A 12,531-nucleotide genomic window follows, 5' to 3' on the forward strand; every position below is an offset into this window, starting at 1 on the left:
TGATGTCCCGTTCAATTGGGTAGGGGCGACATCGCCCGCGACATTCCGATTACAGCCAAACAAGTCCAGTGTCGGCAACCCGGAGGCCGCTGTGGCAGTTTGTGAAACATTCAGGCTAGCAGGCTGGCGCCGGGGTGGCCGGCAAGCCAGCGGCTCGACGCGGCCGCGGCCAGCGCCAGGGCGCCATACACGCCGGCCTGGGTCAGCGACGTGATCGCGCCGAGCATGCCGGCCTGGATCCACAGCGGGCCGAGCGAGGGCTGCAAGAATTGCGGGAAGATGGCGAACATGAAAATGTAGGCTTTCGGGTTGAGCAGGCTCGTCACCATAGCGCGGCGAAATGCCTGGCGCGGCGACGACAGCGCGCCGGCGTGGCAGGGCAGGGCGATGCCGCTGCTGCGCAGGAACGCCGCGCCCATCCACGTGATGTAGGCGGCGCCGCCGATCAGCATCATCTGGAACAGCGCCGGCGACCCGCGCAGGATCGCAACGATTCCGAGCCCGGCCATCGCAAGGTGGCACAGCCCGCCGGCGACGATGCCGGCCACCGCGGCCATGCCGGCGCGCCGCCCTCCCAGCAGCGCGGTGGCCATGACGAAGGCCATGTCCATGCCGGGCAGCGCGATGATGCCCAAGACGACGATGACGTAGAGCGACAAGTGTGCGGTGCTGAGCATGATTCGGTTCCTGGGTTGGTGAGGATGCCAGCGCAGCATAAATTGCAATCAGGACAGAATTGGCCCTATTAATCTGTTTTCTTTCGCCCATGTACCATCCGACCACCCGCGTGCTGGCAGTGCTCGAACTGCTGCAGACCCGTGCGCAGCTAAGCGGCGCCGACATCGCGGCGCGGCTCGGCATCGACACGCGCACGGTGCGCCGCTACATCGTCACGTTAGAGGAGATCGGCATCCCGATCACCAGCCAGCGCGGGCGCGACGGCGGCGACGCGCTGATGGCCGGTTTCAAGCTGCCGCCGATGATGTTTACCGACGACGAGGCGCTGGCCCTGTCGGTCGGGCTGCTGGCCGCGCGCGTGGCGCTGGCTGAAGCTGCACCGGCGGCGGCAAGCGCGCAGGCCAAGCTGGAGCGGATCATGCCGGCCGAGCTCAAGCGCAGGGTGCGGGCGGTCAGCCAGACGGTTCGCCTCGATTTTTCGGGGCCGTCGACGGCGCCGTCGGGCAACAAGACGCTGGTCGCGCTCAGTTCGGCGGCACTGGCGCAGCAGCGGGTATTGCTGCATTACCGGGGCCAGGATGGCGCACGCAGCGAACGCGAAGTCGATCCGTACGGCCTGGCGTTGCGCGGCGGCTGCTGGTACCTGGTCGGCCTGTGCCGGCTGCGTGGCGGCATGCGCTCGTTCAGGCTCGGCCGCATCGCCAGCGTCGCGCCGCGGCCGCTGACATTTGCCCGCCCGGCCAGTTTCGATGCGCTCGCTTATCTGCGCGAATCGATCGCCGGCATCGCGCGCGCGCACGCGATCGAAGTGATGCTGAAAACCGACCTGCAATCGGCCAGCGCGCACTTCTTCAATGAAACCGGCTTTTTCGAACCGACCGCCGATGGCGTGCGCCTGCGCGGCCAGGCCGACGACCTCGACTGGTTTGCGCGACAGCTGTGCGCCGCGTCGTTCGACGCCCGCATCGTCGGGCCCGACGCATTGCGCGCCAGTGTTGCCGCGCTGGCCGGCCGGCTGGCGGCGATGGCGCAGCTCGGCTGATCGGCTAGAATCGCGTCCATGAACCGAACTTTGCTAAGCATCTTGCTGGTCGAAGACCATCCGGCCATTGCCCGCCAGGCGGCCGAGTTCCTGGACGGACTGGGCTGGCAGGTCGATCATGCCGGCAACGGCGCGCTGGCGATCGAGCTGGCCACCCGCGAAGCGTACGACGTCGTGCTGCTGGACTTGAACTTGCCCGATATCGACGGCTTGCAGGTGTGCCGCGACATCAAGGCGAAGGCGCCGAGCAACGTGCCGGTGCTGATGCTGACGGCGCGCGACGCGTTCGAGGACAAGGCGCGCGGTTTCCGCGAAGGCGCCGACGACTACCTGACCAAGCCGTTCGACCTGCGCGCACTGGCCCTGCGCTGTGAAGCGCTGGCGCGGCGTCGCCATCTGCATGTGCATCAGCAAATGGTGCTCGGACCGCTGACGCTGTTGCCGAGGGAAATGCGGGTGTTGTACCAGGACGCCCCGGTGGCGCTGACGCAGATCGGCGTCAAGATATTGTTGCTGCTGTGCCAGCAGCACCCGCAAGCGGTGTCGCGCACGCAACTGATCCAGCATGTGTGGGGCGCCAGGGCGCCCGACAGCGACGCGCTGAAGTCGCACGTCTACTCGCTGCGCCGGCAACTTGAACAGGCGAGCGGGCGCAACATGCTGGCGACGATACAACAACTGGGCTACCGCCTCGATGTTTAAGACGATCCGGCAGGGCCTGTTCGCCGCGCTGGCCGGATTCACGGTGCTGATCTGCGTCTGCTACACCGCGCTTGCGGTCGTGATCGCCTATGTTACCGAAGACACGGTGGTCGACCGCCTGCTCGAGCGCGAGGCGGTGGCGGCGGCGACGTATTTCCGCCAGCACGGCAAGGTCGGGCCGGTGGCTAACGACCTGATCCGCGTGTACCGCAGCTTCGGCGAGCTGCCGGCTGTGGTGCGACAGTCGGCCACGCCGGCAGACCGGCGGGCCGAGGTGTTTACGCAGACAGGACAGCATTTCCACCTGAGAGCGCTGGACGTTGCCGGCGGCGTGCGCTTGTACCTGCTGGCCGATGCGGCGCCGCTGCTGGTGGTGTCGCAACTGGTCGCCGACGTCGGTGGCGTGCTGATTGCGGTCGCGCTCGCGCTGCTCGGCCTGGCGTTGCTGCTGGCCTACCTGCTGGCGCGTCGCCTGGTGTTGCCGCTGCAAGTGCTGGCGCAGGAAGCGCGCGCCGTGAAGCTCGACAGCGCGATCGACTTCAGCGCGCGCCACCGGCCAGATGAGATCGGTTTTCTCGCGCAGCGGCTGGCCGGCAGTTTCGGGCAGCTGCAGGATGCGTTGCGGCGCGAACATGCGTTCACACGCGATGTCAGCCATGAACTGCGCACGCCGCTGACGGTGATGAATAACACGCTCGCGCTGGCCGGCTCCCGGCCGCTCGATGTGGCTCAACTGCAAGCCGGGCTGGATGAGGTGCGTGACACCATCGAAGTGTTGTTCGCGCTGGCACGCGCCGAGCACATTCCTGCGGAGACGCTGGACCTGCGCATTTGCATCGCGCAAAGCATGTTGAAGCTGCTGCAGGATGGCCGGTGGGATGACCGGGAACTGGCGATCGAATTGCCCGACCGATTGGCTGTGCGTGGCAATCCGCAACTGGCGGCGCTGCTGATCAACAACTGCCTGAGCAACGCGTTGTTTCATGGCGGGGCTGGGTCGCATCTGCGCCTGGTGTTCGCTGACGGGTGTCTCAGCATTTCCAATACCGTGATGGCGGCGGCGCGCATGCAGGGTTTTGCGCACGGGCAGAATCTGCGGGTTCGGGTTGCCGGCGCAATGGGATGGCAGGTGAGCTTTCATCCGGGCGAAGGTGTGTACCGGGTAGATATTGTGCCGTGCTAACGCATGCATGGCAGGGGTTTTCGCCCGCGTCGGAAGTCCGGTTCGCCAGTGGCCAAGACGACGTGTACAAGACTGTGACAACAATCCGCAGGCATTTCACCGCGATTTCACCGGCGCTTCATTAATCTGCGTTCTCCATCCCCTTCAACGAGAACGCACCATCAAATTCCTGATCCAGCTGCTGCTCCTACTGACAGTGTCCACTGCCGCCGTCGCCCAGGTAAAGACCCAGGTCCACAAAGAAGAAAAGCGCAAGTACATCGTCTACACGCCAGCGTCGTACGCCGCCAATCCCGAGCAGCGCTATCCCGTGGTGTTCAACTTCCACGGCGGCGGCATGACGATGGCCGAACAGATGTTGTACACGCAGATGAACAAGGCGGCCGAGCGCCACCAGTTTATCGTCGTCTACCCGTCGGGCATCAAGCAGGACTGGAATGTCGGCTTCGGCCAGTCGTATCTCGAGGGCACCGACGACATCGGATTCACCGAAGCGCTGCTGGCCAAATTGAAGCAGGACTTCCGGATCGACAGCCAGCGGGTGTATGCCACCGGCCTGTCGCGCGGCGGCTTTTTTGCGCTGCGCGCCGCTGCCGAGTTGCCGCACCTGTTCGCGGCCGTCGCCGCGGTCGGCGCGCCGATGCCCGAACCGGTGGTGCAGCACCACACAAAACCAGGCAAGGTCGGCATGATGCTGATCCAGGGAACGGCGGACAAGGTCGTCGCTTACGGTGGCAAGAGCTCCGGCTACCTGTCGGCCGAAGCGACCTACAGCTACAGGCTCAAGCAAAACGGCATCGCCGCCGCGGCGGTGGCACCACGGCTGATCAACCCGGACGGTGGCGACGGCACCGACGTGTCGCACCAGGAACTAAGCAACGGCGCCCAAAGCGTCGCGTTGATAACGATCCGGAAAGGCGGCCACACGTGGCCCGGCGCCGATTCGTTCAACGTGGGCCTGCCGATCGGCCTGACCAGCCGCGACATCGATGGCAACGAAGTGATCTGGCAATTTCTCGCCAAGCACCGCAAATAGAGATCCCGTGGGAAAATGCTTGAATGTCAAACCAATTCAAGCACTCCCTCATCGAACGCGATCTCAGCCGAATCCTTCGTTACGCGCCGGCCGCCGATGCCGCTCGCTTCCTGCATCCGGTGCAGCAGGCCTTGATTCACCGTCGCGGCTGGCTGCGCATGCTGGCGCCGAAGTCCGCCGGCGGAATCGAGCTGCCGCTGCCGGCAGTCGTCAGGCTCGAGGAAGAAATTGCCGGCGTCGATGGCAGCTTGGGCTGGATCGTCACGCTGTGCGCCGGCGCCGGCTGGTTTGCCGGATTCCTGCCGCCGGCGCTGGCGCGCGCCATTGTCGGCGCCAAGCGCGTGTGCGTCGCCGGCAGCGGCGCGCCGACCGGTTTCGCCGATGTCGATGGCGACGGCTTTCGCATCAGCGGCCGCTGGGACTTTGCCAGCGGCGCGCCGATGGCCACGCACTTCACGCTCAATGCGGTGCTGCGCGAGGACGGCGTGCCGTTACTCGATGATGCCGGCGCCCAGCGCATCCGCGCATTCCTCATGCCGGCGCAAGATGTCGAGCTGTTGCCGACCTGGCGCAGCATCGGCATGCGCGCGACCGCGTCGCACGCCTATCGCATCGACAACCGATGGGTCCATGCGGATCACGGCTTCGTCATCGATCCCGCGCATGCGACCGCGGCTGGCCCACTGTACCGTTTTCCGTTTCTCAGCCTGGCATTCGTGACGCTGGCGGCCAACGTGGCCGGCATGGCGGCGCATTTCGTGCGCCTGGCGAGCGAGGCCATTGCCGGGCGCCGGCATCCGCTGGCGGCGATGGCGCTGGCCGAGTCGCCCGAGGTGGCGCGCCGGCTGGCCGACGCGACCGAAAGCATGGCTGCCGCCCGCGGCCGCTTCTACCAGTTGCTCGACCGCGCCTGGCGGCAGGTCGTCGACGGCGCCACGCTGCCGGAACAGGACTGCGCCGAGCTGCATGCCGCCTCGCTGGCACTGGTCGAGGCGGGGCGCCGGGCGGTCGATGAGCTGTACCCGTGTTGCGGCTTGCGCGCGGCGCATGAAGATAGCGAGATCAATCGCGTCTGGCGCGACTTGCATACGGCCAGCCAGCACGCGTTGCTGCTGCCGTAGACCCGGACATAGGCTTATCTAACCTAACGCTCCAGCGCGTATTGGCCTGGCGCGGCGCCGACGCCGCCGTCGACCGCTCGCGCGTTCACCATGCCGGCGGCCGACATCTGGTCGAGCCACGTCAGCCAGGCCGGCCACCACGAACCGTCGCGCTGTTCGGCCGCGGCCAACCAGGAATCCGGGTCGAGATAATGCGTTCCCTGCGGGCGGTTGGCGATGTAGTAGCTGCGGCCCTTGTGGCCGGGCTCGCTGACGATGCCGGCGTTGTGGCCACCGCTGGTGAGCACGAAGGTGATGTCGCAGTTGGGCACCAGGTGGATCTTGTGCACCGAGCGCCAGGGCGACACATGGTCGCGCATCGTCGCCACGGCGAACAGCGGCTTGCCGATGTCCGACAGCGCAACCGGGTTGCCGTCGAACCGGTAGCGGCCGGAGAACAGGTCGTTGTCGAGGAACAGCTGGCGCAGGTAGTCGCTGTGCATGCGACGCGGCATGCGGGTGGCGTCGGCGTTCCACGCCATCAGGTCCGTCATCGGCGCGCGCCGTCCGAGCAGGTACTGGTTGACCGCGACCGACCATACCAGGTCGTTCGAGCGCAGCAGCTTGAACGCTCCCGCCATCTGCCGGTTGTCGAGGTAGCCCTGTTGCCACATCAGGTCTTCCAGCCAGTCGATCTGGCCCTCGTCGATGAACAGCATCAGTTCGCCAGCTTCGGAGAAGTCGGTCTGGGCCGCCAACAGCGTGAGCGAATTGAGCTGCTCGCGTCCGCTGTCGGCCAGCACAGCTACCGTAATCGCCAGCAGGGTGCCGCCGAGGCAATAGCCAACGGCGTTGATGCGCTGGCCCTGCACGCGCTCGGAGACGGCGTCGATCGCCGCCATCACGCCGTCGCGCACGTAGTCGTCCATGCCAAGTTCGCTGTCGGCAACAGTGGGGTTATGCCACGAAATCATGAACACGGAATGCTCGCGCCCGACCAGGTGGCGCACCAGCGAATTATGCGGCGACAAGTCGAGAATGTAGTACTTCATGATCCAGGCCGGCACGATCAGGATCGGCTCGGCGTGGACGGTGGGAGTGGCGGGGTCGTACTGGATCACTTCGATGAGGTGGTTGCGGAAGATCACCCTGCCAGGCGTGGCAGCGACCTCGTGGCCGGGCCGGAACTGCTCGGCGCCGGCGGGCGGCTGCCCGGTGGCGGCGCGCTGCAGGTCTTCGGCAAAGTTCAGCGCGCCGCGAAGGAAATTGGCGCCGCCTTCGCGCCATGTCGCGGCGCTGACGTCCGGATTGGTGGCGACGAAGTTCAGCGGCGACGCCATGTCGAGCAGCTGGCGGGCGGCGAACGAGACCACTTGTTCGTGGTGGCGGGTGACCCCGTCGACGCCGGTGGTGACGTTGTGCCACCATTGCTGGTTCAGCAGGAAGGCTTGCTGCATCAGGTTGTACGGCCAGACCTGCCACGCCGGGCTGCTGAAGCGCCGGTCTTGCGCCAACGGCTCGATGCAGGCCTGGCATGGCGCGCCGAAGCCGGCCTGGCTGGCATAGCCGAGCCAGCGCAAGTTCTTTCGGTATGCCTTTTGCACCAGCTGCTGCCACTTGGCCGGCGACATCGCCAGGTGCATCAGCCAGTCGGTTGCCGCCAGCGCCAGGCTAGTTGGCGCCACGCCACCGGTGGCATTGGCCATCATGGCGTGGAGCAGGCGGTCGGCCGGTTCCGGCGGCTCGCTCTCGTCGCCGCTCGGCGCGTTCGGATTTTCCCGCTGGTACACGAACGGCGATACTGGCTCGGGCGGGACCAGATACGACATCGCATACGGTGATAGAGATTGCGCTGGCATGGCGTTTCCCTGCGCCTGTCGGCGCGTTTTTCTCAGCTTCGGCCCGGGGCGAAAATCGAGCTTGAGCGCCGTCAATGGTGCGCAGGTCGGCGGCGCTTTGGAGTACTCTGAATCGTCGGTGCGGCTGTGTTTTCCCAAGCGCCGGCAGCCATTGGCGCTAATGCTTGTAACGAGTGGCTCGGAACAATTTTCAAGGAACCCATCATGCAACGCACACTTATTGCAGTCTTCGCTAACCGCAGGGAGGCGCAGGCCGCCATCGATGCGTTGGCGGCAGCCGGCTTTTCGCAGCAGCAGATGAGCCTGAGCGCGGCCGACCCGACCGGCGCGCCGGCACAGGCAAGCTCAACGCACAGCGAAGGCATCGGCGACAGCATCAGCAATTTCCTGGGCAGTATGTTCGGTACCGACGACAGCGACTACGTGCAAAAGTATTCCGACGCAGTCACGCGCGGGCACCACGTCCTGAGCTTGAGCGCGCCCAACGAGGCTGACGTCGAGCGCGCGGCCGATATCGTCGAACGTTTCGGCCCGGCCGACATCGACGAGCAAGCGGCGGCATGGAGTGGCGGCGCGGCGGCCGGCGAAGCGATGCGGATGGGCACGGACGGGCAGCAGCAGTGCGCATCCATGTCGCAGCAAAGCGTGGTCGGCGGGCCGGCTTCGGCGCAAGGCGCATTGGGGTCGGTGCAGGGGCTGCGGGAATCCTTGCACGGCGCTACCGAGCAGCGATCGCAGCAATTTTTCGAAGGCGCCGCCGGCGTCTCGCCTGTGCCCGTGCAGCGCCGCGGCGTGCGCGTGTTCGACCGCATGGCCGATCGATCGGAAGGCGCCGAAGCCCAAACGGCCGAGGAAATTGAAGCCTACTACCGCAGTCACCACGACGCCAGTGCCGCCGGCGCCGACTTCGATGATTACGAGCCGGCCTACCGCTACGGCTCCGAGATGGCGGCCGGCGAAACCTATCGCGGCCGGCCGTGGCGCGACGCCGAGCCGGCGCTGCGCAGCGATTGGGAAAGCCGTCACCCCCACTCGGCCTGGGACGAGATGAAGGCAGCGGTACGCCACGGCTGGGAGAAAATAGCGTCCTGATCAGCGACGCGACAGCGGCTGCCGGCGGCTGGCGCCGGCAGCCCAGTCAGCTCGCTTCGGCGAAGGGCAGGCTGATGCGGTTGCGCCCCATGTGCTTGGCGCGGTACAGGGCGGCGTCGGCGATGCCGACCAGCTGGCTGGGCGTGGCATCGTGCGACGCGATCGCGGTGGCCGCGCCGATGCTGACGGTGACGTGGCCGTCAGCGCCGCCGGCGTTGGCCACTCTGAGCCGCTCGACGCGGCAGCGGATCCGTTCGGCGACGATGGCGGCGCCTTTCAGCGATTCGTTCGGCAGGATCACGGCGAATTCCTCGCCGCCGTAGCGGGCCACCAGGTCGTTGGCGCGCATTTCGCTGGCCACCGCGGTGGCGATGCGCTTCAGGCATTCGTCGCCGCCGAGGTGGCCGTTGGTGTCGTTGTAGGCCTTGAAGTTGTCGACGTCGACCATCAGCAGCGACAGCGGCTGCTTCTGGCGCAGTGCGCGCGCCCATTCGGCGTGCAGCGTTTCGTCGAAGCAGCGGCGGTTGGCCAGGCCGGTCAGGCCGTCGCGTGTGGCCAGTTGCTCCAGCTTGATCTGCGCCATCTTCTCGTCCGTCAGGTCGCGCAGCGTCTGCACCACCGCCACCAGCGCGCCGCCGTCATCGAGGATCGGGCTGGCGTCGGCGGCCAGGTAGCGCCGTTCGCCCACGCGCGGCATCTCGCACCAGCTTTCGGCGCACAGCGCGGTGGCATCGTGCGGCCTGGCCTGGCGCGGATAGATCAGGCGGATTTCATCGGTGCGCTGCTGCATCACCAGGTCGGCGAGGCTGGGCCGGGGCTGGTCGTGGAAACTGCGCCAGTGTTCGGACGTGCCGAGCACTTCGCCGCTGGGTACCCCCGTGAGGCGCTCGCAGGCGCGGTTCCAGAGCATGACTTTGCAGCTGGTGTCGAGCACGAACGCTGGTACGGCCAGCATTTCGAGCAGCTTGTTGCCGAAGCCACGGTCCTGGCTGGGGGCGGCAATGTCGAACGGCTGCGCTCTTGTTGTTGTCATGTGCATCGAAGGTCCTGTAGAAAAACTATCCTGTGGGCAAAAGATTGACTGCCGACAAGGTCCGATTTTGCTACGGCGCGATTGCCAATGCTTGATTTGCAGCAAAAGTTGGTGCGATCAGCCTGATTGAACTGCCGTCGGGCGCAACAGCGGTATCGACAGTGTCAGCGCCGTGCCGGCGCCAGGTTTGCTGTCGATGACGAACTTGCCGCCGGCGGCGGTCACGCGGTCGGCGATGCCGGCCAGGCCGCAGCCGTGGGTGGCGGGGTGGCCGGCCATGCCGATGCCGTTGTCGCGCACGTCCAGGGTCAGCAGGTCGCCGCGGCGCGTCAGCGCAACCTTCACTTCGGTCGCCTCGGCGTGGCGCACCACGTTGGCCAGCGACTCCTGCAAGATGCGAAACAGCATCGCGTCGATGGCGTGGTCGGCGTTGCCTTTCCATGCTTCCGGGTCGGCATCGAGCTCGTGGCGAATCCCATTGACGCGCGAAAATTCGGACAGGTGCCGCTCGATTGCCGCGCGCAGGCCGTTTTCCAGCTCCAGCGGGCGCAGGTCGTTGATGATGCGGCGCAGCGACTGGATCGTCAGGCCGAGCTGGTCGATCAGCGCGCCGATCTTGCGGTGGATCGGCGGATGGATGCCCTGGCTGCTGCCCTGCATCAACGACAGTTCGATCTTCAGCGCCATCAAATGCTGGCCGAGGTCGTCGTGAATATCGCGTGCGATGCGGTTGCGCTCGCTTTCACGCACCTGGTCCTGCTGCTGGATCTTGCGGCACAGCGCAGTGTGGTTTTCTTCCAGCGTTTGCTCGGCGAGGGCGCGGGCGCGGCGTTCGAGTTCGAGTTGAGATTGCACAAACGCGAGCTGATCGTGAAATTGCAGGTGGCGCCGCAGCGCGGCGTGGAAAACCCATCCCAGCAACGCCAGCCACAGCGCGGCGAGCGGCACCAGCGGCTGCGTCGGCGGCCACTTGCCGACCGCCGCGGCGGCGGCCAGGGCGAGGGCGGCCAGCGCGATGGCGCTGCCGGTGAGGTGGCGGGTTGCAATCTTCATCACATCCTTCACGCTTTGGTCGAGTCGTATGGGTAAAGTTACATTGCTGTAGGAACTTGGGCCTTGTCCAAACTCAACAGTATTGGCAAGCTGCCGAATGCCGCTTGCGCGACTGCCATGCGGCGGCGCGTTATAATGGACGGTTGACGATCGAGGCTTACAGTGACATACAGCATCAAAGAAATTTTCTACACGCTGCAGGGCGAGGGCGCCCACGCCGGCCGTCCTGCCGTGTTCTGCCGCTTCTCCGGCTGTAATTTGTGGACCGGCCGCGAGAGTGATCGCGCCAGCGCCGTCTGCACGTTTTGCGACACTGACTTCGTCGGCACCGACGGCGAGCGCGGCGGCAAGTTCCCCGATCCTGCGCTGCTGGCGGCCGACATCGACAGCCTGTGGCCACCCGCCTACCCGGCCAGCAAGTACGTCGTCTTTACCGGCGGCGAACCGCTGCTGCAGCTCGACGGCGCGCTGATCGCGGCGATGCACGCGGTCGGCTTCGAGATCGCCATCGAAACGAACGGCACCTTGCCGGTGCCGGCCGGGGTCGACTGGATCTGCGTCAGCCCGAAGATGGGCTCGACGTTGGTGGTCACGAAAGGCAATGAGATCAAGGTCGTGATTCCGCAATCGGGGCAGAACCTGAGCGCCTACGAGCAGCTCGCGTTCGACAATTTTTTCGTGCAGCCGATGGACGGCCCGCTGGCCGCGCACAACACGCGCTTGGCGATCGACACCTGCAAGCTGCATCCGCAGTGGAAGCTCAGCTTGCAAACCCACAAACTGCTGCAGATACCTTAAGAGATACAAGAAGCAATGCTCACCATTACCCGCAAGCTCGAATTCGACGCCGGACACCGGATTCCTGATCACAAGAGCCAGTGCCGCAACCTGCACGGCCACCGTTACACGCTGGAAATCACGCTGACCGGCGCCGTCATCGACGTCGAAGGCAGCTCCGACAACGGCATGATCATGGATTTTTCCGACATCAAGTCGCTCGCCAAGGAACACCTGGTCGACGTCTGGGACCACGCCTTCATCGTCTACGAGCGCGACGATGCGGTGCGCGAATTTCTCGCCACCTTGCCCGGCCACAAGACGGTCGTCATCGACCGCATCCCGACCGTCGAGAACCTCGCGCGCGTGGCGTTCGACATCCTGAAGGCGGTCTTCCAGGACCGCTTCGGCACCGGCTTGCATCTGCACAAACTGGTGCTGCACGAAACGCCGAACTGCTGGGCCGAGATCACCGATGCCTGATCCCGATTTCATGCAGCTCGCGCTGGCGCAGGCGCAACATGCATGGGCCCTGGGTGAAGTGCCGGTCGGCGCGGTCGTCGTCAAGGATGGCGAACTGGTGTCGGTCGGCTACAACCAGCCGATCGGGCGCCACGATCCGACCGCGCACGCCGAGATCGTCGCCTTGCGCGCGGCCGCCGAAAAGCTCGGCAACTACCGGCTGCCAGGCTGCGAATTGTTCGTCACGCTCGAGCCGTGCGCGATGTGTTCCGGCGCCATCATGCATGCGCGCCTGGCGCGCGTGGTGTACGGCGCCGCCGACCCGAAGACCGGCGCGTGCGGCTCGGTGCTCAACTTGTTCGGCCACGAGCAGCTGAACCACCACACCGAGCTGGTGGGCGGCGTGCTGGCCGATGAAGCGAGCGCGATGCTGCGCGGCTTCTTTGCCGAACGGCGCGCGCTGGCGCGCTCGCCGGTCCCGCTGGGCACGCCCGAGTAGACCCGGCTGGTCCGC

13 protein-coding genes are annotated in these 12,531 nt (G+C 66.0%); 9 read left to right on the plus strand and 4 right to left on the minus strand.

Translation table 11 applies throughout. The features are described from left to right. Positions 1 to 110 precede the first annotated feature (110 nt). Positions 111 to 677: a LysE family translocator gene (locus tag ACP7DD_RS12890; RefSeq protein ID WP_426175219.1), complete on the minus strand. Its 567-nt coding sequence runs from the start codon at positions 675 to 677 to the stop codon at positions 111 to 113. 89 nt (positions 678 to 766) lie between these two features. Between ACP7DD_RS12890 and ACP7DD_RS12895 the strand changes: the two genes are divergently transcribed. The 5 genes from ACP7DD_RS12895 (at position 767) to ACP7DD_RS12915 (ending at position 5,762) form a co-directional block, all read left to right on the plus strand. Beyond that, positions 767 to 1,720 (plus strand): helix-turn-helix transcriptional regulator, encoded by a 954-nt coding sequence (locus tag ACP7DD_RS12895; protein ID WP_426175220.1) that lies wholly within the window; start codon positions 767 to 769, stop codon positions 1,718 to 1,720. A gap of 18 nt (positions 1,721 to 1,738) precedes the next feature. Further along, complete coding sequence (locus tag ACP7DD_RS12900; RefSeq protein ID WP_426175221.1) at positions 1,739 to 2,422, plus strand: response regulator transcription factor; 684 nt, start codon at positions 1,739 to 1,741, stop codon at positions 2,420 to 2,422. After that, positions 2,415 to 3,605, plus strand: coding sequence for a sensor histidine kinase (locus tag ACP7DD_RS12905; RefSeq protein WP_426175222.1), 1,191 nt, complete (start codon positions 2,415 to 2,417; stop codon positions 3,603 to 3,605). Before ACP7DD_RS12900 ends, ACP7DD_RS12905 begins: the two co-directional genes overlap by 8 nt. A gap of 196 nt (positions 3,606 to 3,801) precedes the next feature. Then, a complete protein-coding gene (locus tag ACP7DD_RS12910; protein ID WP_426175223.1) occupies positions 3,802 to 4,641 on the plus strand; it encodes an alpha/beta hydrolase family esterase in 840 nt (279 codons plus the stop codon). 23 nt (positions 4,642 to 4,664) lie between these two features. Continuing rightward, positions 4,665 to 5,762 (plus strand): acyl-CoA dehydrogenase, encoded by a 1,098-nt coding sequence (locus tag ACP7DD_RS12915; RefSeq protein ID WP_426175224.1) that lies wholly within the window; start codon positions 4,665 to 4,667, stop codon positions 5,760 to 5,762. A 23-nt stretch (positions 5,763 to 5,785) separates the two neighbouring features. Here the strand turns inward: ACP7DD_RS12915 and ACP7DD_RS12920 are convergent, their stop codons facing one another. Beyond that, complete coding sequence (locus ACP7DD_RS12920; RefSeq protein ID WP_426175225.1) at positions 5,786 to 7,600, minus strand: PHA/PHB synthase family protein; 1,815 nt, start codon at positions 7,598 to 7,600, stop codon at positions 5,786 to 5,788. A 204-nt stretch (positions 7,601 to 7,804) separates the two neighbouring features. Here ACP7DD_RS12920 and ACP7DD_RS12925 point away from each other — a divergent pair, with 204 nt between their 5' ends. Beyond that, a complete protein-coding gene (locus tag ACP7DD_RS12925; protein ID WP_426175226.1) occupies positions 7,805 to 8,692 on the plus strand; it encodes a hypothetical protein in 888 nt (295 codons plus the stop codon). A 46-nt stretch (positions 8,693 to 8,738) separates the two neighbouring features. Here the strand turns inward: ACP7DD_RS12925 and ACP7DD_RS12930 are convergent, their stop codons facing one another. Continuing rightward, positions 8,739 to 9,731, minus strand: a complete 993-nt coding sequence (locus ACP7DD_RS12930) for a diguanylate cyclase (RefSeq protein ID WP_426175227.1) — start codon at positions 9,729 to 9,731, stop codon at positions 8,739 to 8,741. A 111-nt stretch (positions 9,732 to 9,842) separates the two neighbouring features. After that, the gene (locus ACP7DD_RS12935) at positions 9,843 to 10,778 is read right to left on the minus strand and encodes a sensor histidine kinase (RefSeq protein WP_426175228.1); all 936 of its coding nucleotides are present in this window, start codon (positions 10,776 to 10,778) and stop codon (positions 9,843 to 9,845) included. 162 nt (positions 10,779 to 10,940) lie between these two features. Here ACP7DD_RS12935 and queE point away from each other — a divergent pair, with 162 nt between their 5' ends. The 3 genes from queE to tadA are packed head-to-tail and all read left to right on the plus strand — an operon-like array spanning position 10,941 to position 12,516. Next, positions 10,941 to 11,576 carry a 7-carboxy-7-deazaguanine synthase gene (gene queE, locus ACP7DD_RS12940; RefSeq protein WP_426175229.1) on the plus strand — a complete coding sequence of 212 codons (636 nt, stop codon included), beginning with the start codon at positions 10,941 to 10,943 and terminating at the stop codon, positions 11,574 to 11,576. A 15-nt stretch (positions 11,577 to 11,591) separates the two neighbouring features. Continuing rightward, on the plus strand, positions 11,592 to 12,038 hold the full coding sequence (queD, locus tag ACP7DD_RS12945) for a 6-carboxytetrahydropterin synthase QueD (RefSeq protein WP_426175230.1): 447 nt from the start codon (positions 11,592 to 11,594) through the stop codon (positions 12,036 to 12,038). After that, entirely contained in the window at positions 12,031 to 12,516 is a 486-nt protein-coding gene (gene tadA / locus ACP7DD_RS12950) for a tRNA adenosine(34) deaminase TadA (RefSeq protein WP_426175231.1), read from the plus strand. Before queD ends, tadA begins: the two co-directional genes overlap by 8 nt. Positions 12,517 to 12,531: the final 15 nt, after the last annotated feature.

The organism is Massilia sp. TWR1-2-2 (assembly GCF_049897565.1).
GTDB lineage: Bacteria > Pseudomonadota > Gammaproteobacteria > Burkholderiales > Burkholderiaceae_D > JAFCUW01.